The sequence below is a fragment of the Roseburia amylophila genome, assembly GCF_025567465.1.
GTDB classification, from domain to species: domain Bacteria; phylum Bacillota; class Clostridia; order Lachnospirales; family Lachnospiraceae; genus Roseburia_C; species Roseburia_C amylophila.
Genome location: NZ_JAOQKI010000008.1, coordinates 14040 through 35441, shown reverse-complemented (window position 1 = coordinate 35441; position 21402 = coordinate 14040). Strand labels below are relative to the sequence as shown.

Annotated in this window: 17 protein-coding genes, 1 tRNA gene and 1 pseudogene; 4 read left to right on the top strand and 15 right to left on the bottom strand. The window is 39.0% G+C overall.

The window, feature by feature from the left end; genetic code table 11:
- Positions 1-26 precede the first annotated feature (26 nt).
- Positions 27-539 carry a hypothetical protein gene (locus OCV43_RS06515; RefSeq protein WP_022244292.1) on the top strand — a complete coding sequence of 171 codons (513 nt, stop codon included), beginning with the start codon at positions 27-29 and terminating at the stop codon, positions 537-539.
- Between the two features lie 194 nt (positions 540-733).
- On the opposite strand, the gene OCV43_RS06510 is transcribed toward OCV43_RS06515, so the two are convergent.
- On the bottom strand, positions 734-2155 hold the full coding sequence (locus tag OCV43_RS06510) for a D-alanyl-D-alanine carboxypeptidase family protein (RefSeq protein WP_262623675.1): 1422 nt from the start codon (positions 2153-2155) through the stop codon (positions 734-736).
- Positions 2156-2314: 159 nt separating this feature from the next.
- Here OCV43_RS06510 and trmB point away from each other — a divergent pair, with 159 nt between their 5' ends.
- Together trmB and OCV43_RS06500 are read left to right on the top strand one after the other, a co-directional pair.
- Positions 2315-2965 carry a tRNA (guanosine(46)-N7)-methyltransferase TrmB gene (gene trmB / locus OCV43_RS06505; protein WP_022244294.1) on the top strand — a complete coding sequence of 217 codons (651 nt, stop codon included), beginning with the start codon at positions 2315-2317 and terminating at the stop codon, positions 2963-2965.
- Positions 2966-3158: 193 nt separating this feature from the next.
- Positions 3159-3992 carry a bacteriohemerythrin gene (locus OCV43_RS06500; protein ID WP_022244295.1) on the top strand — a complete coding sequence of 278 codons (834 nt, stop codon included), beginning with the start codon at positions 3159-3161 and terminating at the stop codon, positions 3990-3992.
- Positions 3993-4066: 74 nt separating this feature from the next.
- On the opposite strand, the gene OCV43_RS06495 is transcribed toward OCV43_RS06500, so the two are convergent.
- From OCV43_RS06495 to OCV43_RS06450, 10 genes are all read right to left on the bottom strand, one after another.
- Positions 4067-4702: a DUF1638 domain-containing protein gene (locus tag OCV43_RS06495; RefSeq protein WP_227700864.1), complete on the bottom strand. Its 636-nt coding sequence runs from the start codon at positions 4700-4702 to the stop codon at positions 4067-4069.
- A 325-nt stretch (positions 4703-5027) separates the two neighbouring features.
- Positions 5028-5100: transfer RNA gene (locus tag OCV43_RS06490), tRNA-Lys, on the bottom strand.
- An 81-nt stretch (positions 5101-5181) separates the two neighbouring features.
- Positions 5182-6495 (bottom strand): hypothetical protein, encoded by a 1314-nt coding sequence (locus OCV43_RS06485; RefSeq protein ID WP_262623674.1) that lies wholly within the window; start codon positions 6493-6495, stop codon positions 5182-5184.
- A 206-nt stretch (positions 6496-6701) separates the two neighbouring features.
- Positions 6702-8390, bottom strand: coding sequence for an EAL domain-containing protein (locus tag OCV43_RS06480; protein ID WP_262623673.1), 1689 nt, complete (start codon positions 8388-8390; stop codon positions 6702-6704).
- Between the two features lie 85 nt (positions 8391-8475).
- Positions 8476-10194 (bottom strand): methyl-accepting chemotaxis protein, encoded by a 1719-nt coding sequence (locus OCV43_RS06475; protein WP_262623672.1) that lies wholly within the window; start codon positions 10192-10194, stop codon positions 8476-8478.
- Positions 10195-10354: 160 nt separating this feature from the next.
- A complete protein-coding gene (locus OCV43_RS06470; RefSeq protein WP_262623671.1) occupies positions 10355-11740 on the bottom strand; it encodes an MATE family efflux transporter in 1386 nt (461 codons plus the stop codon).
- A 23-nt stretch (positions 11741-11763) separates the two neighbouring features.
- The gene (locus tag OCV43_RS06465) at positions 11764-13482 is read right to left on the bottom strand and encodes a glycoside hydrolase family 13 protein (RefSeq protein WP_022244301.1); all 1719 of its coding nucleotides are present in this window, start codon (positions 13480-13482) and stop codon (positions 11764-11766) included.
- A 399-nt stretch (positions 13483-13881) separates the two neighbouring features.
- Positions 13882-14013 carry a hypothetical protein gene (locus OCV43_RS06460; RefSeq protein WP_262623670.1) on the bottom strand — a complete coding sequence of 44 codons (132 nt, stop codon included), beginning with the start codon at positions 14011-14013 and terminating at the stop codon, positions 13882-13884.
- 328 nt (positions 14014-14341) lie between these two features.
- Positions 14342-14554: a DUF6199 family natural product biosynthesis protein gene (locus OCV43_RS06455; protein WP_015517695.1), complete on the bottom strand. Its 213-nt coding sequence runs from the start codon at positions 14552-14554 to the stop codon at positions 14342-14344.
- A 365-nt stretch (positions 14555-14919) separates the two neighbouring features.
- Positions 14920-16338: a methyl-accepting chemotaxis protein gene (locus tag OCV43_RS06450; protein ID WP_227709839.1), complete on the bottom strand. Its 1419-nt coding sequence runs from the start codon at positions 16336-16338 to the stop codon at positions 14920-14922.
- A gap of 334 nt (positions 16339-16672) precedes the next feature.
- Here OCV43_RS06450 and OCV43_RS06445 point away from each other — a divergent pair, with 334 nt between their 5' ends.
- On the top strand, positions 16673-17086 hold the full coding sequence (locus OCV43_RS06445) for a transposase (RefSeq protein ID WP_262623669.1): 414 nt from the start codon (positions 16673-16675) through the stop codon (positions 17084-17086).
- On the opposite strand, the gene ftsH is transcribed toward OCV43_RS06445, so the two are convergent.
- The 4 genes and pseudogenes from ftsH to OCV43_RS06425 form a co-directional block, all read right to left on the bottom strand.
- Entirely contained in the window at positions 17061-18875 is a 1815-nt protein-coding gene (ftsH, locus tag OCV43_RS06440) for an ATP-dependent zinc metalloprotease FtsH (protein ID WP_117947894.1), read from the bottom strand. The genes OCV43_RS06445 and ftsH overlap by 26 nt on opposite strands.
- 50 nt (positions 18876-18925) lie before the next feature.
- Positions 18926-19915 carry a choloylglycine hydrolase gene (gene bsh / locus OCV43_RS06435; protein ID WP_262623668.1) on the bottom strand — a complete coding sequence of 330 codons (990 nt, stop codon included), beginning with the start codon at positions 19913-19915 and terminating at the stop codon, positions 18926-18928.
- A 364-nt stretch (positions 19916-20279) separates the two neighbouring features.
- Positions 20280-20363: pseudogene (locus tag OCV43_RS06430) on the bottom strand (CDP-alcohol phosphatidyltransferase family protein); the annotation flags it as partial.
- The gene (locus OCV43_RS06425) at positions 20345-21397 is read right to left on the bottom strand and encodes an FUSC family protein (protein ID WP_262623667.1); all 1053 of its coding nucleotides are present in this window, start codon (positions 21395-21397) and stop codon (positions 20345-20347) included. The gene OCV43_RS06425 and the pseudogene OCV43_RS06430, both read right to left, overlap by 19 nt.
- Between the last annotated feature and the right edge of the window lie 5 nt (positions 21398-21402).

Sequence of the window (21402 nt, the reverse complement as noted above, 5' to 3'; positions counted from 1 at the left end):
GCTTGTTTTTGATAAATGAGGTATTTATGGAAACAGAAAATACTACCCGAAAAAACCCTTCCCGGGAAACCTGCCAGAAGATTATCAAACGTATTCTGGTCACAGAAGTATTAGAAAAGGGCTGCAATGAACATTTCCGTCAGGCTTCGGATTTTATGGGATATTTCCAGTCCCTTTACCCTGCTTCCGATGCGCTGACCAAACAGGTGCAGCGTGCCATCAAGGCAATGGATATGCCCCGGGATGAGAGAGGTTACTTTATTGTAAATAAAACATCAGAGCAATTTGAGCAGGACAAAGAAATCAGCCGCCTGCTGCAATCCGGTGAAGCTTCTTTAAAAAGTCTGGCGGAATCCGAACCGGTACTGATTGAAGTACCAACCGAGCTTGCCGATTATCTGATGTATACTTTAAGTTCTTCCATCAGCTTAAAGGGACATTATGATACTATGGTAAAGGCTTATAATGGCATCATTATCTACACCAGGGAGCGCAGCCGTATCCTTTCCTACCTCCAGACTCTGTTATCCACAAATTGATGATAATTATCCAAATAGTGTGGATAACTCTACTACAATAACAGAATAATAATGGATTTATCCACAAATTATCAGAATATAATTCGTCCTGACGTTAATGTCCAAGATAACGTAAAACGACAATATTTAAATTTAAATATTGTCGTTTCTTTTTATTTTTGTCTTTTTCAGTTGTTCTATTGCAATTTTCGAGACTATTTTCTTCTTCTGCGTCGTCTCCTCTTGCTGCGATAGTTTCTTTTTATGGTTTTATAACGTTTATCCGGTCTGCTCTTTGAGAAATATTTGTGTCTGATAATATAGAAATTATCCGCAAATCTCCAAATCAGAAATGCTATGACCACAAGAGCTGCGACACCGAGAATTCCCAATAACACTTTCCAGATATTTATCTGGAACTTATGCTTCGTGGTGGTTCTGGTTCCTGCTTCCGTAGAAATCTCTTCTGATTTTACATTATCAAAGGAGAATGTATCTGCTTTTACTCCGGTGGAAATGATATCCGCACTGCCTACATCATGTCCTGCAAATGTATATTTGATATTTGCCAACACATCATCCGAAGTATTATCATAGCTTACTGCTGGCGTAGCTTCGCTGAATTCTGCACTCTTTGGCAGAACAATATTTCCCGCCGGGTCTATCTTTACAAAGGAGGAATTGGTATTGAGCATTCCCGTATCCATTTCTCCATTTTCAAGCCTTGTCTCATTCTGAGCTACATTATATAGCGAAAAGTTCTCAAAATAATAATTATACAATGCAATACTATCTGTCCACTGCGCCGGCGACTGGGCATTCATAATGACACAAATAAGTGTCATATCGTCCTTTTCTGCATAGGTAACCAGCGTACTGTTTGCCGCTGTGGTGTATCCGGTCTTGCCACCAACACAATATTCATAGAGATACTGTCCTCTGGTTTTAAAGGCATGAATCATCTCATTGTGATTCTGCAGATAGGTGATTTCATCATGCTTGTTGGTTGGTGGAATCTGATAGGTCTTAGTTGATGTAATCACACGGAAAGTCTCATTCTGGTAAGCCGCCTTTGCAATCAGTGCCATATCATAACAGCAGGTGTAGTGAAGGGTTGCATCCTCTCCCTCAGATAGTCCGTGTGGATTGTTAAAATGTGTATTCACACAACCTAACTCTGCCGCTTTGTCATTCATCATCTGAACGAAATTCTCAACGGTTCCGCCTACATGCTCCGCTACCGCATAGGCACATTCATTGGCGGACTCCAGCATGACTGCATAAAGGCATTCCTCCATGGTCATCTGCTCTCCCACATCCCTGGAGATTCCAGAACCATGGGTGTTATAAACCGCCTCTTTGGAAAATGTTACTGTCTCATCCAGCGAACAGTTTTCCAGTGCCAGAAGCGTGGTCATAATCTTCGTGATACTTGCCGGACAATGCTGCTCCGTGGAATTCTTATCATAAAGAACCGTTCCTGTGCTCTCTTCCATCACAATCGCATTGGGTGATTCGGTTTCCGGGTCCTTAGGCCAGTACTCTGCCGCCTTTACCTTTTGTGTGTTTATACCCAATAAGCCGACAAAACAGCACACTGCCAGTCCGAAGCTTAATATTCTCTTTTTCTTTTTCATTTTCTGCTGCTCCTAAATCATTCTTACCTTTAAGTATATATCAATCCATTTCCATGGTGCAATACCTTTCCATTAATATTCACAATTCTCTTTCTTTTAAACCATAAATATGATAAATTGTTTTCGAAAGATATATATAAGTAGAAAGGATTTCATATTATGAGACTTCGCAATATTCCGGCGGCTGCGCCGGCTGTAGAAGCCAGTGACCTCTGTATCAAGGATGCCGCTTCCCATAAAGGACACTGGAATGAAATATTTGGAAATGACCACCCGATCCGCATTGAAATCGGCATGGGCAAGGGACGCTTTATCATGGACTTAGCTGCCCGGAATCCGGATATCAACTATCTTGGCATGGAACGTTACGAAAGCGTATTGTACCGCGGACTCCAGAAATTGGAAGAAAATCCACTGCCAAACTTACGCCTTCTGTGTGAAGATGCGGCACTTCTGCCGGACTTTTTCGAAAAAGGCGAGTTAGACCGCATTTATCTTAATTTCTCCGACCCATGGCCAAAGGACCGCCATGCCAAAAGAAGACTGACCTCCCGCCAGTTCTTAGAGCGCTATGACAAAGTCTTAAAAGGTGACGGACAGATTGAGTTTAAGACCGATAACGTAGGACTTTTTGACTTCTCCTTAGAAGAAATCGATGCTGCAGGCTGGAATCTGGACGCATTTACAAGGGATTTACACCATGATACTGCCATGAACGAAGGCAATATCATGACCGAATACGAAGAGAAATTCTCTTCCAGGGGAAATCCTATCTGCAAGCTGATTACTTCCAGAAATATTCCTTTATGACCTTTCCGATAGTGCCAGTGCACGGACACTGCCGGATGCATGACCCATGAGATGAACCATTTGCCTGAGCAGTCGGAGTTGGTTTATCAGTGAAATTTTTATAAATTTTTCTTTTTTTATTGTGGCTTATCTTCTGAGGGTTTATAATACATCGTAGCATAAATCATTAATACAATGTAAGGAGATGTATACCATGTACGAATTTACAGAAGATTGTATGATTCATATTCCACAAATAGATGAGGAACACCGCAAATTATTCCAGATAATAAATGATGCTCTTTCCCTTGTTAAAACAACCGAAGATATTTCCGGAATTGCCCAGAGCCTACTTCTTCATCTGAAGGATTATGCGAATACACATTTCGCCCATGAAGAGGCTTATATGGAACAGATTCATGACCCGGAGCTTCCTCTTCAGAAAAAGGAACATGCTGAATTTGCTGAGAAAATCAATTCCTTTATTTTAGATAAGTCTTCAAAAGAGGCTGCCAGAGCATCTTTCGAAGAACTACTTTCCTATCTGGTACGCTGGCTGTACCACCATATCTTAAGCAGTGATATGATGATTGGAAAAATGTCCGCAGTTGAAGGGACTTCCGAAGACCCATTTGCCTTTACGGACAAATACAAGACCGGCATTGACCTTGTGGATAAAGAGCACCGCCGTCTCTTTGAAATTATAAAAGAGACCAATGACCTGATTCAAAACGATCTGCTGCATGACAAATATGATGAAATTATGCGGCTTTTAGTGAAATTAAAGGATTATACACAATTTCATTTTGCTGATGAGGAAATGCTGATGGAGAAGATGCACTATCCGGAACTGGCTGCCCAGAAGCGTGCCCACACTGCTTTCGTTGAACGCCTGGTAGAAATTGACCTCTCAGAACTTGACGATATGGACAATAACCAGCAGACTTATCTTCTGGAACTGATTCAGTTTCTGCTGGGCTGGTTATCCAACCATATTATTGGTATGGATAAAAAAATTGCTGTCTATATGGACGAAATGAAAAAATAATAAACTGCAGAGCATACATCATAAAACCGACTTCCTGATATTAGATTTTATTCTAAGTCAGGGAGCCGGTTTTCTTATATAAAGTGTCTTTCTGTGACACGCTCTCCTTTTTCAAGATGAACGAAATTACAATCCCATTTTCCCGATAAAAGCTTTCTTATAATATTGCAGTCGGATGGCTCCACCGCCAGCTTCTTATTTAGAAGTTCTGCAGGTCTTTTCAGTCCATCTTTGGTTTTCTTTATATCATAGCTTTGCGTATCTATTAAAGTAATCTTCTCATAACCGCCATAGATTGTATCTAAGACTTCCATCCCCCGTTCTCTGCCATAAGCAGCAAGAATGGTGCGGCACTGGCCTCCAATGGACTCCTTGTCAATTGTCCACGCTCTTGTTGCATAAAGAGAATTCTTATCCACATGATTCTCCAAAAGCTGGTGGATACAGTCGTGGAAACGTGGCATTACAAGCTCGGTATTCCAGCTTACAATCCCTTCCGTGCCCCGCCCGCACAATCCATAGGTGAGCAGGATTATATCCACATCCTGGTGCCTGTCAATCTCCTGCTGCAGCAGATTTCTTAATACAAACGGGTTTCTATGCAATCCACGTTGCAGATATACAACAGGATATGTTATATTTAATTGTTTTCTGTACTTTTCAATTTCATCCTGCTGCATTGCACAGGCAATCAGAATTTTCTTTTCCAAATGATTTCCTCTATATTTATATATTTTTCTATATCCTTTTGCATATAATATCTAAAAAAGGGTATGCCCTCATGAAATTCAAATCAAACTGCTTTTCCAGAAAGGCTTTGCTTTTTTCCTACCGTAAGCCTGCCCTGCATACTAAATTTACTACAATTCAAAGGTCTTTTAAAGAAGTAAAAAATATACTGAACAAATAAACGATATCTTCATCATTCCTTATTTACATCTACAGAACCTGCCACTGACAGCTTCTTACGGATTTTTTATAACAAAAAAAAGCACCAACCCCATGGCTCCACGTCCACAAAATCGGTACTTTACATGCGCCACCAGGGGTTCGAACCCTGGACACCCTGATTAAGAGTCAGGTGCTCTGCCAGCTGAGCTAGTGGCGCATTGCTTAACGCAAGGACTATTATATAATAGAATTTATCGAATTGCAAGTAATTTTTTATTTTTTTTAAAAATTTTGTAAATTACATATTAGCAAATAATGCCGCAATTTCTTCCGGTGTCATCATGTGATTCGGGTCAGAATTTGCCTCGATAACAGGCTCTGCTGCCGGTTCTTCCACAACCGGTTCTGACACAGGTTCCTCTTCCGTTATCGGCTCAGATTCTTCTGAAATAGCATCTTCTGTTACAACTGGTGCTTCTTCAGCTGCTGCATCAGCATTTGCAATCAAAGCTGCAATCTCTTCCGGTGTCATCATATGATTCGGGTCGGAATTCATTTCCATAACCGGTTCATCAATGGTATTTACCATTTCTTCTGTAAATGCAGGTTCTTCCGGTTCTTCATCTGCAAATCCAAGTGTATCATCAAAACCAACTGGTTCTTCTGGTTCCGGTTCATTGTTCTCTTCTGCGGATCCGGTTTCTTCTGCTACTTCTTTTGTAGTCTCAGCTGCTTCGTCATTTCCGAATAAAGCATCTATATTTAATAAATCATCTTCTGCTAAATCCGGCATATCCTCTGCAGTTGTCTCCGGTTCTGTTTCTGGTTCTTCCGGCATCACTTCATTGATTGGTGCTTCCGGTTCTTCCGGCATCACTTCGTTGATTGGTGCTTCCGGTTCTTCCGGCGTTACTTCCTCAACTGGTGCGGCTGATGATGGCTGTACCGGTGCTGCTGTATAAGCAACAGCTGGCGCACCATTTATTTTTCCAACTTCAGCTAATATGGTATTGTGGATGGATAATTCCATTTCTTTCACGGAAGCTGCCATTTCCTGCTGTTTTAGCAGAAGGTCTTTATTGGCATTCTCAACTATGATACGCTGCTGCTCTAACACGTTCTTCTCAAGATTATCCAGACGGTCGGAAAGATTAAATATCTGCTCTAATAATTTGTCGTTGGAATTCATCAATGCATCGGAATTTTCTTTGTTACGGCTTATGGTAACTTTGGCAATGGATTTCTGTGCATCTATGATGTCCTTTGTCGGTGAACCGGCTGCCTCTTCGATACGATCAAGCTGATCCGCAATATCTTCAAAGGATTTGCGGGTTACAAGATAAGAAGCTTTTTCTGACTTAAACAGATTATCATACTGTTCGTACTGGTCAATCTCTTTCTTATAATTTTTCTGGATTGCACTGGCAATCAGAATATAAATATCAGCCAGTGCTACAACTGTAAGTACAATCAATGCCACATAATTGGACGGATAGTTAATCATCACATATAATTCCCCTAAAACCAGCACTGTTAATACCAGTACAGCCGTCACAATTCTCAGATTGTAAGAATCCTTCTTTTGTTTGATGTTCTGCTTTGCTTCTTCCATTGTAAAAATCCTCCATGATTTTTTATTTTTCACTAAATAGCAGGAGCAAACCGTAAAAACCTGCCACTATACTGGCAGTTCCCTGGATATGTCCTGCAGCCGGGTACTTACTTTCCCTGTAAGTATAATTAATTTTATTCTATCACAGGTAGAATTTTCCTTCAAGAAGCCTTTTCCAAAATAGAAATGAAAATTAAGAAAGTTTGCTAGTTGATACCTTTACATATGAACTGATTTAAAAACTGATTTTTATCACATGGTCTGCCAAAAAGATAGCCCTGCAGATAATCAGCATGTATTTCTTTCAGCTTTTGATACCACTCTTCTTTTTCTACACCTTCTATACATATTTTGATATCTATACTATGTACCAGTTCAACTATTTTTTTTAACAGCTCAAAGTCCCTTGTTTGACTCATAGCTTTTGCTGTAAAATGATTATCCAGTTTCACATAATTAGGATTCATGTTTACAATACAATGTAGATTTGAAAAACCTGTGCCAAAATCATCCAGAATAAACTGTATTTTTTTCTCTTCGAATTTCTTCCGAAGCGTATAAAAATACGGTGTCATATCCGTATATCCGCTTTCTGTCAGTTCCGCACACAGGCTCTCCGGCGGAAGATTATATTGTTCTATAGACGAAAGTATGTCCTTCCAGATATCACTTTTCATCATCTGAATATAAGATATATTTACATTAACCTTAAATCCCGGTATATACTGCCGCATTTCATGGCACATTGCCGCAGCTTCATTTAATACAAATCTTCCAGCCGGAATAATAAGCCCGGTTTCTTCCAGTAATGGTATAAATTCCACAGGCGAGATACTTTCTTTTTTTCCACCTGAATACATGGAAAACCTCATAAGCGCTTCCGCACCAATTATATTTCCCGAGGAACAATCTATAATCGGCTGATAGTATACTTCAAATCCTTCAAATTCATTTGTCACGGCACCTCGAAGTGCACTTTTTATTTTCTCTTTTTTTAAAAATAACTTATAATCTTCTTTTTCAAAAAAATATACTCCGTTTCCTCCCATGGACTTTGCCTGTTTTAAAGAGAAAACCGCTATTTTACGATACTCGTCATAATATTTTAAGAGCTTCGTTGCATGGATAATTCCGGTAGATACTGTAAAAACCACCTTATATTTTTCAGAAATAATAAAATCTTCTATTTTTTTACATATTTCCTTCTGCAATAGCATAACATCATCTCTTGTATGGCTTTCCAGATCAACAATCATATACTCATCTGCAACAAGATGGTACAGCTGCTGGTTATCAGAAAGACATTCCTTGATACCGTCAGCAACACTTTTCAACACATAATTTCCATAATCTACGCCTAATGTACCATTAATCGCATTAAATCCATCAATCCCTATATGTATTAAAAATACTGACGAGCTGTCTTTTATATGGGAAGAAACAAAGGAATGCATTTCTCTTTCACCCAAAAGTCCGCTGATATTATCTGCCCGCTGTATATTTCCAATTTCGTTTACACAGCCTATAAGATAATGAGGTTTTCCATCTTTATCATGGATTATCTTTCCACGGCAGTTAATCCATACCGGCATCCCTTCTTTATCAAGCCATCTGTAATGCAGATTGTGATTTTTTTCGTTTCCATCCGCAATCCGCTGTAAATGTTCCCTAATCATCGGACGGTCTTCTTCATATACAAAATAGCGGACACTGTCGGCAGCATTATCAAATGAATTGCCCGGCATCTTAAAACGCTTCACCGCTTCCTGTGAAATGATAAGGGTATTTTTCTGTAAATCTATAATATAAAGATAGTCATCCATACATGGTGCAAATACTTCTATTAAATCCTCTGCTCCTATTTCCTTGAGCAGTCTGCGTATGTTTGTATCCATAGTATAAGTGCCTTTCTTACAAAACTTTTATACTGATAAACTTTCTATTCTGTGTTAGAAATTATAGCTGGAAATCATTATCGTATTATACTGTTTTTTCTGATTCTGCCACTTTAAATTTACGAATCATTTCACGCAGATTTTCTGATTCGCTGCTCATCTCCTGGCTGGCAGCTGCACATTCCTCAGATGTTGCAGAATTGGTCTGTACAACATCATTAATTTGTTCAATTCCTTCATTAATCTGCCGGATTTCTGTTGTCTGTGTTTCTAACGTTTCCGCAATATTTGTAACTTCTTCTGTAATTATTTTAGAGTTCTCTGCAACATCTTCCAATTGCGCCGCAGTCTGTCCTGCAATCACCATACCCTTTTCTACTGCCTTCACAGAGGTTTCAATCAACATTGCAGATTCTTTCGCTGCCTGGGCACTCTGGTCCGCTAACGAATTTACCTGATTTGCTACAACTGCAAATCCTTTTCCGGCTTCTCCTGCCCTTGCTGCTTCGATAGAAGCATTCAATGCAAGCAGATTTGTCTGGGAAGCAATTTCATTAATTGTTGCAATAATTTTGTCAATTTCTTTTGATGCTTCATTAATTTCATGCATGGAATCAACCATTTCATGCATCTTACCATTACTTTCTAAAATGGCATTTCCAAGCTCATCCACCCTTCCACTAATTTCTTTTGCAGATTTTGAATTATTTTCTACCTGTTCAGATACACCTGCAACTGTTGCTGTCAGTTCCTCTACTACTGCCGCCTGATTTGTAGCTCCATCTGCAAGATCATTAGAACTTGATGCTACCTGGTCTGCTGCACTTGAAACTTCATTGGAAACATTTTGAATTCCTTTAATCGTTTCTCCTATACTTTTTTCAAATTGCATAAAAGAATTTAAAATTCCGACAAAATCTCCCCGCCACTCTACTTCCGGTTTAACATCAAAATTTCCTTCTGCAAACAATTTCATTGCACGGTCAATATCGTCTACATAGCTTCCCAGGATACGGATTGATTTACGCATACTGTGTGCCAGTCTTCCAATCTCATCTTCTGAACGATAATCCAGTGTACTGTGTAAATTTCCTTCTGTCAGTTCCTTTGCGACATCCTCAACTGCCCGTAAAGGTTCAAGAATTGTATCCAGGACTTTTTTACCTGTTTTCTTTGTCAGTATCCATGCCAAAAATAAACATACTATAATACATACAATTCCTGCTATAGCAAAAGTAAATGTAGTTCTGGCAGCCCTGCTGCTCTCCTGGTCTGTCACATCATCTAATCTTATTGCGATTTCCACCGCTTTATTTAATGCAGGTGTGCAATCATTCATGATTTCATCAACTGCTTTTTCCTTATCACCACTTTTAATTTTTTCTATAATAGAATAACCAATGTTTCCCCAATCCGAAAGGGCTGATGAATATTCCTCATAATCTGAGTCAGGAATAATTCCGGTTCCCTTTAAATTTTTCAGTTCAGAATCAACTTCTTTCAGCAGCTTTTCTACTGTTTTCTCATAACCGGCATATGAAGAAGTATCATCATCTAATGCCATTTCCCTGATATTTCTTGCTGCCGCATTCACATTAATTCTACATATTTTTACTGCCTGATCTGCTACAGTAACATTTTCTATATAATGTACCATATTAGCAAATAAAACACCTATGACCACTATAGAAAGCAAGCCTGAAATTAACATCATAATAATGACTTTTCTGTAGCCATAGTTTATCCTTTCCTGCAGATGCATGTTTTCTAATTTACTTTTCATTTTATCTTTTTGTGAAAACATTGATTCTTATTTCCTTTCTCTTTATTTTAATTTTTTCTAGACCTTGTTATATCAGAATTTTTTCAAAAGTCAACGACTTTTCAGCTTTAATTTTCAAATTCTATTTTTTTGATAAAATTTAACACTTCCTGCTTTGGTTTTTCGTCATTTTTAAAGACAGCTATTTACAGTATTTTTCTATAAAAACGGCCGCACCATCTTCTATAGCAGCAAAAGCCATCTTATCGTCTGGCCATGATTTTCTGAGTGCCACATAAGAAATCAGAAAATTTGCAAGCCAGCCAGCCGGTACAGCAAGCCAGACAAATGCAATGCCAAAACGCGGTGCGAGTATCAAAGCAACTGACAGACGAATTGCAAGATTTACCATATTTGCAATGAGAAATGGACGCATGATTCCAAGTCCCCGAAGAACTCCGTCTGTTGCCATCTTGATACCCATAAAAATGAAAAAGAAGCCGAGCCATCTCATATAATCTCCAGACACCTGATATGCCAGCGCTGTTCCATCTTTACCCAGAAATAATGAGGAAATCTGTGTATGCAGTGTTTCAATGACTATAAAAGCAAGGACTGCAAAACATAAATCTAACACCAGTGCAGCGTGGTATCCTTTTTTGATACGCCCGATTTTCTTTGCGCCAAGATTCTGGGAAACATACGGCGAGACTGCATTGCCTATGGACACAAATATCAGTGAAAAAACATTCTCTACCCTCATCGTTGCCGCATAACCTGCAAGAGCCTGTGTACCAAACGGATTTACAACCGCCTGTACAATCATCATACCAATTGACACTGTTGACTGCTGGAGAACCGACGGTACAGCAATGCGGAGCATGGAACGTAATTCCCTCCCGTCAAACCAGCGAGCCGGACTCTTATACTGGCGTATCCGGTATAAAAAGATTAAAAACGAAAATACTGCCGAAATACCTTGTGCAATAAGCGTGGCTAGGGCTGCACCGAACACGCCCAGACCAAGGCCTGCTACCATCCAAAGATCCATCATAATATTCAGAACAGAAGAAAAAATCAAAAGGTATAATGGAATCTTTGATTCACCGATTGAAGTAAACATCGTTGAAAGAATGTTGTACATAAACAGAAACGGAAATCCCACAAAATAAACACGAAGATATAGTACTGCTTCCTCCAGTATATCAGCGGGTGTCTGTAATAAGCCCATCATGGAACGTGAAAAACAAAAGCCAGTAACTCCCAGAAGTATGCTAAGAACCAGAAAACTAATCAATGATGTTGATACTATTGTTTTCATTTTACTATAATCTCTGGCACCAAAATAACGGCTCACAAGTACACCTGCACCTACACCTGCACCAAGTGCTATACAAATGAATACATTCGTAAGGGCAGCACAGGCACCAACAGCCGCAAGGGCAGAAGATCCAACAAACTGACCCACAATGATTGAATCAGCCATATTGTAGACCTGTTGAAAAAAGCTTCCGAAAATCATTGGCATTGCAAAAACAGTCAGTGCTTTAAGGGGAGCATCTGTAATTAAATATTCATCTTTTGACATGATCTTCTTCCTCTGTAACTATTTTAAAGCACTATTACTGCGGCATCAAGTCCCTCAACTTTTCCGTCAAACAGTTCTTCTCCAAGCAAATTATATTTTCCCTCATACTCATTAAATCTCTTCTCACTGCTGCTGCAGTTAAAAATCAATGCCATGGTCTCTTCACTATTTTTTCTAATCAGAACAATGGTTTCTTCCTCATCCCCTGTGATTGCCTCAATCAATTCACCTTCTACGATACATTTATATTTTTTTCGAACCTGTAACAGCTGTTTATACCATTCAAACATCTCTTTATCCTGGTATTCTTCATCCCAGTACATGCCACGTCTGCAATCCGGATCGTTTGCTCCCGGCATCGCATACTCATCTCCATAATAAATCATCGGCATTCCCGGCAATAACAATTGAAAAGCTGCTGCCAAATGCTGCTTTTTCTTATTATTCTTACATAAATGTAAAAATCTTGCTGTATCATGGCTGTCTATCAGATTCCACATAAGAGGATAACATTTCTTATTTAAGCGTCCTTTCAAATATCCAAGATTCTGTATAAACTGGCTGACCGTAATCTTTTCATCTGCAAGCAGATCTATCATATTCAGATAAAACGGATAATTCATGACCGTATCCCATTCATCTCCTTCAAGAAAATCTCCTGCATAATGCCAGATTTCTCCAATTATCAGCATATCTTTCTTTACTGCCTTAACTGCTTTTCTAAAATTCTTCCAGAAAAAATGGCTGATTTCATCTCCTACATCCATTCTCCATCCGTCTATATCGCATTCCCTGATCCAATAGCATGCAACATCTGTAATAAATTTTTCAACTTCAGGATTTTTCAGATTTAATTTTGGCATTCCACCATAATAACCAAAACATTTGAAGTTTGGAATCTCTCCCCTTTCACTTTTAAGTGGAAATTCATCAATAAAATACCAGTCCAGATATTTAGACTTATTTCCCTTTTCCAAAATATCTTCAAATGCAAAAAATTCCTTTCCTGTATGGTTAAACACCGCATCCATAACCACTTTCATTCCATATTCATGTGCTTTTTGTACCAGCTCTTTAAGATCCTCTGCTGTTCCGAATGAGGGATCTATCTGATAATAATCAATGGTATCGTATTTATGGCTTGAATTTGATTTAAAGATTGGTGTCATATATAAAACATCAATTCCAAGACTATGGACATAATCCAGATGTTCTATAATTCCTCTGAGATCACCATGCAGATTATCCATAGACGTAACTGGTGCTTTATACCATACTTCCTTGTCTACCGGCTGTGATGATGCAAAACGGGACGGAAAAATCTGATATACGACCTTATTTTCTGCCCACTTTGGCACCACAAACATTTCTTCCTCCCGTAGATTCTGCGGGCAGTCAAACATTCTGTCCCTGTTTGTAATACATTCCTTACTAAACTCATAATTGCCATAATATACTTTTTCCCCCTGCATATCCGTAAATTCAAAAAAATAACGGAGACATATCAGATGCATCTGGATCTGTGCTTCATAATAATCCTGAAACTGTGAGGTGGCAACCTTCTTCATTGGAATTGTCTTTCGTGTATCCTTCCATTCCATTGGTATATACTTATCCTCATAATGAAGAATTATTTCCTTTATATCATCTCTTTTTACCTGGATGCGTATCACAAATAAATCCTTATCTATTGCATAGCAGAATCTTTTGTCCATATCATGAATAATTGCAGAGTATTCCATTCATTTTCTCCTTTACATATTCTGTTTTCTTCTTTCGTATTACTTACTTTTTCTATATCTTAACGTGATAATCCTGGCTTGTCTATAGATAAATTTCTCTGCAGCTTGCCGATTGATAAAAATATCCGAATCTTTATCCGGATCTGACCTGGATTTCGATTCTATCATACACCGTTTCAAACCGGGTGTTGCATCAGTTGATTGAAATGACCCAGATTGATAAAATCTGCTGGGGATGTGATACCTGGACAGTAGATGAAAGCTATGGTTCTCTTCTTGCTTTCCGCTTTTCGATGTGTAAGGTTTTGATATAAAATATAAAACACAGTTATGCTTGGATGAAACTCCCAGATATCATCATCAAGGTGTTTTGTGATAATTTCATTAAGCCGTGTACCATTATCTTCGAAGATCTGGATGTACAAACTGATCTGCCATTGGAATCTTCGTAAAATATCTTAACAGCTCCATTTCAATTTCAACTAATTTTTCATCCGAATCTCTGTTATCCGTCTTTTCTGTCAATGACATTTTCTCCTTTTCCCTGAACGAAAAAAATCACCCAGACTAGAATTTTTAATCTAATCTGAGTGATGCTTCGTCAGGCCTGTTTTCATCTCTGTAAAGCACCTTTCGGTGCTCGTCCGGTGCTCGGAGCACCCGGAGGATATAACCATTCCGTTCCATCGAGTTCACTCAGTTGGCCACCATTACGATTCAGCTTCGTAACAATGATCACTTGGTTTTCTTATTAGATTAACTATATTATAACGTGCTGTAGGTCGGATGTCGATGATTTTTTGACCATATTTATTGTTTTATATGTTACTTCTCTATTAGTTCTGCAAACTTGAATCTATTACTCCAAAATAACCGGAAGCATAATCATAATAATTCCAAATAGGGCAAATAGAATACCACCTATTTTTGTTGTTTTCAAGTAAAACTCAGATGGTTCATCTGCACGATAAGATTTCCATTCTTCTGTTAATTTCCATATTAAGCCCGGCTTTAAGAAGATAAACATACCTAACGCAAAGATTATGATTCCACCACCAATAGACCACCACATAGTTACCACCTCCTTTAGCAGTCGAGTAGACTTACACCTCACAATGTAAACCCCTCACAGAACCGTACGTGCGGCTTTCCCGCATACGGCTCTTCATAATAATATTTACAGTCTCAAAACAAGCTGACATAAATCTTTAGCATTGCCAATGGATAATATTTCAGCATTTCAATGAATCTCGAATGCTGTCGAATGGTGCCGGGAACAGAATCTTGAATTTGATGCAGTTAATGACAATCTTCCGGAAAACGCAAAGGCATAGAACCCGTAATGGGGCTATGCCTTTGTGCTTATTCTAGCATTCATTTTTAGTTAGTGCGGGTTATTTACCTAATACAGTTCTTTTCATAATAAAAATCTGTTAGTTAAACTTTTTCAAATTTTGCTACTTCATCCGATAAATCTTCCGAAAGGTTCTTATTTTCGTCCGCCTGCACTGTAATTGCTGAAATTGCTGTTACAAGTTGTGATATCTCTTGTGCTACGTTTGTAACACCTTTTGCAGATTCTTCAATCGCTATAGAAATGTTATTGATACCTTCATTCATATCATTCATTGTACCTAAGCTATCTTTTGACTCAACTGCAAACTCGTTAAATGTATTACTTGCCTGATCAGAATCAGCATCATAATTTCCAATAATTTTTACAAAGTTGTCATAATCAAGTGCTACCTTTTCATCTACAAAACGAATCATTTCTGTTGCATTTCCAGACAGATTGTTTACTGCCTCAATAACTTTTCCACTGATTTCCTGAATATTGTTTGCTGTCTCACGTGAACTATCTGCAAGCTGTCTGATTTCATCTGCAACAACGGCAAAGCCCCTGCCTGCTTCCCCTGCTCTTGCTGCTTCAATCGATGCATTAAGTGCTAGAAGATTTGTCTGTGCTGCGATATTTAAGATATTTTCTGTAAGTTTTGCAATTTCATTTACAGACTTAGATGCTTCTACTGCCTCCGCGACATCCTTTTGAATGCCATCAAATGTTTCTACTGTTTTTTCTTTTGATGCAATCGCTTCTTTATAGCTATTTTCTGCAGTAAGCTTCACTTCATGCATCTTCATTGCAGAGTTCTTAGCATCCTCATTCATGCCTGCCATTTTCTCCAGCAGATTATTACATCCTTGGGCTAAATCAGATAGAGAAGCAGATACCTCTTCCATGGATGCTGCAAGTTCTTCCGATGTTGCACTCACATTGGATGCACTCATATTTGAAGATTCCGCCTCATTTTGTACAAGATAGGAAGATTTTTTCATATCTTTTGATACACTCTGAATCTTTACCATAAGATTTTGTAATGTTTCAATAAAATGGTTGACACCATTTGCAAGCTGACCAATTTCATCACTGGTTTCATCAAATACTCTTAACGTAAGATTACCCTGTCCTGATTCTATACCTAAAATGATATCATCCAAATCATTCTTTGCTCTTTTTGCTGGACGAACAATGGACTTATTAATAACAATCGAAAGAAGTACGATTACAATAATATCAGCTACCACAAGTGCAAGATCAAAAATGATGCTTCCATTTATTCTGTAGTTGATATGTCTGATGGCTTCTGCCACTTCTCCTTTTGCTGTTTCAAAAACCGCGGTATCATTATTTTTCACTGCTTCTTCATATTGTTCAAACTGTTCTATAAGCACATCATTCTTTCCTCGAATAGCTTGTAATGCCATTAAATTCAAGACTGTAATCAAAACTGCAAAAAAGCCTACAGACACTAACATTGTTACTAACTTTTTTCCCAAGTTCTTTCTCTTTTTCATGTTTATTTTTCTTCTTTCTGCGAAAAGCGCCAATGCGTTATGTTTTGGAATTTTTTACCATCATTCTACCCCACCCCACAAAATTTTGTCAATACTTTATTCTCTTGATAGAAAATTTTAATCTTTACTCTGATGAGGATGGCGTGAAACACATCCGTATCAAAGCCAGACCTAATAAATGGCATGAGAATGACTGCCCTTTCTGTCACAAGTCATGTCCTGCTTATGACAAACATTCCAGCAGACCAACCACTTGGAGGGGGCTGGGAAACTGTAGGTTGCTGTGTCAATCGTGCTCTTCACGATTTAGAACCGGAGCGCTCAAGAAGACTTGATGGTCTGGTTAATATCGGCATTGACGAAACCAGTTACAAAAAGGATCACAGAGTGTGTAAATGAATACACTCCTGACTGCGCCCGTTGTGTTGATTCCTTTCACGTAGTCGAGTGGGCTATGACAGCTCTCGATGAAGTCAGAAAAGATATCTGGCATGATGCCTACAGCGAATATAAGCAGATCAAAAAAGATAATCCATGTGGCAAGGGTCGTCCTAAAAAGGATGATCCTGAACTTGCTATTGTGAAAGCAGCTAAAGCTAAAGCAGATGAGATAAAAGGCTCTGCATACATGATAAAGGTTCTCTGTTTCCTTTTTGATACCAAATATCATATGCATTATATAATATCTTTCTTGGGTGGAATTGGTTATCTAATTAACTACATTATTTTCTATCTAAAATATTCATAAATTCGTCACCTGTAATTGTTTCCTTCTCATACAGGTACATAGCCAGTTCGTCCAGTTTTTCCCTGTTTTCAGCAAGGATTTTTCTTGCTTTTTCATGCTCTGCTTTTACGAGCTGCACGACTTTTTCATCAATTTCCTTCTGGGTATCTGCGGAACAGGAAAGAGACGTATCGCCGCCAAGATACTGGTTGGTCACGTTTTCCATTGCCACCATGTCGAATTCATCTGTCATGCCGTAGCGGGTGATCATCGCTCTTGCAATTTTTGTTGCCTGTTCGATATCATTGGAGGCTCCGGTCGTGATCTCACCAAATACGATTTCCTCTGCCGCACGTCCGCCTGTAAATGTAGCAATCTTATTCTCAAGTTCTTTTTTCGTCATCAGATATTTATCACCCTGCTCAACCTGCATAGTGTAGCCGAGTGCACCTGAGGTACGCGGGATGATCGTAATCTTCTGGACCGGTGCTGAATGACTCTGTAATGCAGCTACCAGAGCGTGTCCTATCTCATGATATGCAACAACCTTCTTCTCCTGATCTGAAAGAACCGCATTCTTCTTCTGATATCCTGCAATAACCACTTCTATACTTTCTTCGAGATCAGATTCATTTACAACGGTCCTTCCACTACGGACAGCACGTAATGCTGCTTCATTTATAATATTGGCAAGCTCCGCACCGGATGCACCGGATGCCATACGTGCAATCGTATGCAGGTCAACATCATCAGATGCTTTTATCTTCTTTGCATGAACCTTTAAAATTGCTTCACGGCCTGCAAGATCCGGCAGTTCAACCGGCACACGCCTGTCAAAACGTCCCGGACGTGTAAGTGCCGGATCTAACGACTCCGGACGGTTCGTTGCAGCAAGAATGATGACACCATTATTTCCTTCAAATCCGTCCATCTCTGTAAGAAGCTGGTTTAAGGTCTGCTCCCTCTCATCATTTCCGCCCATTTGTCCGTCACGCTTTTTACCAATGGCATCAATTTCATCAATAAACACGATACATGGTGCCTTTTCCTTTGCCTGTCCGAAAAGATCTCGAACTTTGGAAGCTCCCATACCGACAAACATCTCAACGAATTCTGATCCGGACATTGAGAAAAATGGTACATTTGATTCACCTGCAACTGCTTTTGCAAGCATTGTTTTGCCGGTTCCCGGAGGTCCTACAAGAAGGACACCTTTTGGCATAGACGCACCTACATCGGTATACTTCTTCGGATTGTGAAGATAATCAACGATCTCTGAAAGGTTTTCTTTCGCCTCATCTTCTCCTGCAACATCTGAAAAACGGATTCCCTCACTGGATTGCACATAAATCTTCGCATTGCTTTTTCCCATTCCAAAAGCCATCGAATTTTTTCCTCCGGCATGCTCCATCAGTTTCTTCGCCATATAATTTCCCAGTGCGATAAAAAGGATCAATGGCAAAAACCCGGTCAGCAGGAAGCTGATGATCGGTGACATCTGCTTATCGATATCTTTTGCGAATACTGCTCCACATTCATATAGCCTGTCCGTCAGGTTCGGATCGTTCATCAGACCTGTTTTATAAATATTTTTTTGATCTTTATCTGTAAAGATGATCTGATTGTCCTTAACTTCTACTTCACCGATATTCTTCTTCTCGATCATGCTCATAAAAGTTCCATAATCCGTTTCCTTTACCTGATGCTCCATAAGGATTGGTGTGACAACCAGATTAAATACGATCAGCACTATTAACACAATCCCATAATAATATGCCAGTGGTTTTTTCGGTGTTTTAACTTCTTTCATGGTCTTTCCTCCTGTTGTTCTGCGTTATGGTTTCTCTGTGCATTTTCGTATTATTTATTCTGCCATCTGACTTCGCCCTTGGACAGAAGCGGATAACAGATCAGCTGATCTGAATCCAGATTTTCGGCATGCATGTCAACCGCTGTGATCTGATGATTATCATAAGTCGTATAATAGTAAATACCTTTTGCTGTATTACAACAGGACGTGTATATCGTGATCTCATATTTGCCTTCTGTCACCTCACAGCATCCACGCTGCTGATCTACGGATCCTAAGATATGGAAGAACTGGCTTACACTCTCATCCTCTTCTTCACCGGAGATCGAATTTAATTTTGTAAAGGCAACTTTCACAAATCTTGACTGGCTGGAAAGATCTCCAGGTATTCCCATTCCACCCATTCCTCTGCTATATGCATCAAGCTGTAATACTCCTGCAAAAGTACTCTCCGGCTGTTTTCTGGATACTCCGGCATAATTATTCAGTGCAAACATCTGACTCAGGAATGGTGGATTATTGGTAAGCACTCCTACCGGATTATCATATACATGCAGCCCATCCTTCATAGACTCAACAACGATACAGGCGTCTTTGTCTGCAATGATCCAGTGAAGCTGTGCTGTCGGCAGCTGCTCACTGAATGCTGTGCCTGTCAGTCTCATTGCTGCCAGCTTCTCTCTCGCCTCTGCTACAGTAGCACACTGTGTAAGGATCCATGGGATGAACTCGAACTGTGCCACCTGGCTGACTTCTGTTTCATCTTCCGGCAAAGCCTCTTCATATGCCGCATTGCCGACAAAATTAAGACCTGCCATTCCAAGGCCTTTTTCATTAACAGCATCATAATAAAGCGGATAACCTCCTGCAACAAATGCCATTCCGATCAAAGCATAATGGCTTTTTATCTTCCCGGCAAACCGGAAATCAAATTCGTAATTTCTTGGCGTTATCGTGATCTGTTCCCCATAGGAAAATTCATAATCAAGCGTTCTGCCCATATAAAAATCTTTTGTTTTGTAAGTTGCTGCTGTACACATATCGAACACCTCTTCTTTCTGCTATAATAGTCCTGCAAACAATCTCATAAACAACTGTCCGATCCGTAAATATGCACTCCGTCCTGTGCGGTACTTTTCGGTCACTTCCCTGCATTCATTCATTGTTGCTCCAAGATCATCTCTTATATCCAAAACTGTCTGACTACCATTATACTGCATTATAAGGCAGATAAGCAATCTGTCTTTTTGTCATAAAAAACCTTATCTAAATGACATTGAATGATTTATTTTCTATCTAAAATTTTATTAAACCGACTAAAGACTCCATAGTTTGTGTGTTTGACTTACTGTTTATATCTATCTTCTCCTAAATATTTTTCTAGTCATTGCAATATAAAATTGCTTATACAGTCTCTCCCTTAAGAGTCCTGGTATTCTGGATAATATACAGAGCGACCGATATGACCATCATGATAGCGCACTTTCCTTTTTTTTAGACATAAACCAATAAAATATAACACAAAATGCTAAAGCAAACACAACACCAAAAACATTTTGAATCACTCTAAGACTAACCGCTCCTTGTAGTCCATAAGTCTCTGTAGCAATGGCTAAAGCACCAAATGTGTTAAATACTGCCTGCCAGCCATATTGTGCTGAAAATCCTACACCGATTCCACCAAGAATTCCTATATATGCATAGATTGACGAAGGAAGCAGAAAATATAATACTGTAAAACATATAACACCTACAATATTTCCGACAATCCTTTTACGGACTCTGTAGTGCATATCTTCCATAAACGGCAAAATCGCGGACATGGCCGCAATACCAGCCCACATTGCACGTGGCATATTACAAAGTTCTGCAATGCAAAGGACAATCGGTACGCATAAAATCTGACATATCTGCCATTTTGTTCTGGAAGAAGTGATATCAAATTCTTGTATCAGATCTTTCAGATTTCTTTTATAAGTTCTGTTTTTATGATTTCGATAAAATACGAAGCAGGTAAGTGCTGCACCTAAAGCCATTCCGACTAATCGCATCTGATAGCTTTTTCCTGTAACATCATAACCATATAGCAGCAGATACCCAAGAACCAATGTAGATTGATTAAACATGAATGGATTATGGCATCCGAACAGAATCAACACAGCCAGTGCCGCAATATTTAACAGCATTCCCAATACCGGTGAAAACTGATTTGCTAAATGCGGACATACAGCCATAATTACAAAGAACAAAGCCAAAAGCATCGTAGATTGTCCGGTATGGATCCCCAGATCCGCATTTCTAAACACCATGAGACATAATAAGACTACTACACCTACAATGCTGTTCTCATTTCCAAATAAGATACTGAAAATAGTAACAAATAAAAAACAAAATGCCATTGTAACAGCTATCTTTACCAAATATACCAGTATATGATATGATTTTTCTTTCACTGTTTCACTATTTTTCAACAGATTTTTAGAACCTGCCTGATTTAACTGCAATTCCTGATAAAATGTCATGTAAT

Excerpts from the sequence above, each read along its gene's own strand:
- OCV43_RS06510 (WP_262623675.1), bottom strand. The coding sequence starts at position 2,155 with ATGAAAAAGAAAAAGAGAATATTAAGCTTCGGACTGGCAGTGTGCTGT.
- OCV43_RS06470 (WP_262623671.1), bottom strand. The coding sequence starts at position 11,740 with ATGTCAAAAGATGAATATTTAATTACAGATGCTCCCCTTAAAGCACTG.
- OCV43_RS06425 (WP_262623667.1), bottom strand. The coding sequence starts at position 21,397 with ATGACATTTTATCAGGAATTGCAGTTAAATCAGGCAGGTTCTAAAAAT.
- OCV43_RS06500 (WP_022244295.1), top strand. The coding sequence starts at position 3,159 with ATGTACGAATTTACAGAAGATTGTATGATTCATATTCCACAAATAGAT.
- bsh (WP_262623668.1), bottom strand. The coding sequence starts at position 19,915 with ATGTGTACAGCAGCAACTTACAAAACAAAAGATTTTTATATGGGCAGA.
- OCV43_RS06445 (WP_262623669.1), top strand. The coding sequence starts at position 16,673 with ATGGTCTGGTTAATATCGGCATTGACGAAACCAGTTACAAAAAGGATC.
- OCV43_RS06515 (WP_022244292.1), top strand. The coding sequence starts at position 27 with ATGGAAACAGAAAATACTACCCGAAAAAACCCTTCCCGGGAAACCTGC.
- OCV43_RS06450 (WP_227709839.1), bottom strand. The coding sequence starts at position 16,338 with ATGAAAAAGAGAAAGAACTTGGGAAAAAAGTTAGTAACAATGTTAGTG.
- OCV43_RS06480 (WP_262623673.1), bottom strand. The coding sequence starts at position 8,390 with ATGGATACAAACATACGCAGACTGCTCAAGGAAATAGGAGCAGAGGAT.
- OCV43_RS06485 (WP_262623674.1), bottom strand. The coding sequence starts at position 6,495 with ATGGAAGAAGCAAAGCAGAACATCAAACAAAAGAAGGATTCTTACAAT.
- OCV43_RS06460 (WP_262623670.1), bottom strand. The coding sequence starts at position 14,013 with ATGTCATTGACAGAAAAGACGGATAACAGAGATTCGGATGAAAAATTA.
- OCV43_RS06455 (WP_015517695.1), bottom strand. The coding sequence starts at position 14,554 with ATGTGGTGGTCTATTGGTGGTGGAATCATAATCTTTGCGTTAGGTATG.
- OCV43_RS06475 (WP_262623672.1), bottom strand. The coding sequence starts at position 10,194 with ATGTTTTCACAAAAAGATAAAATGAAAAGTAAATTAGAAAACATGCAT.
- OCV43_RS06465 (WP_022244301.1), bottom strand. The coding sequence starts at position 13,482 with ATGGAATACTCTGCAATTATTCATGATATGGACAAAAGATTCTGCTAT.
- ftsH (WP_117947894.1), bottom strand. The coding sequence starts at position 18,875 with ATGAAAGAAGTTAAAACACCGAAAAAACCACTGGCATATTATTATGGG.
- trmB (WP_022244294.1), top strand. The coding sequence starts at position 2,315 with ATGAGACTTCGCAATATTCCGGCGGCTGCGCCGGCTGTAGAAGCCAGT.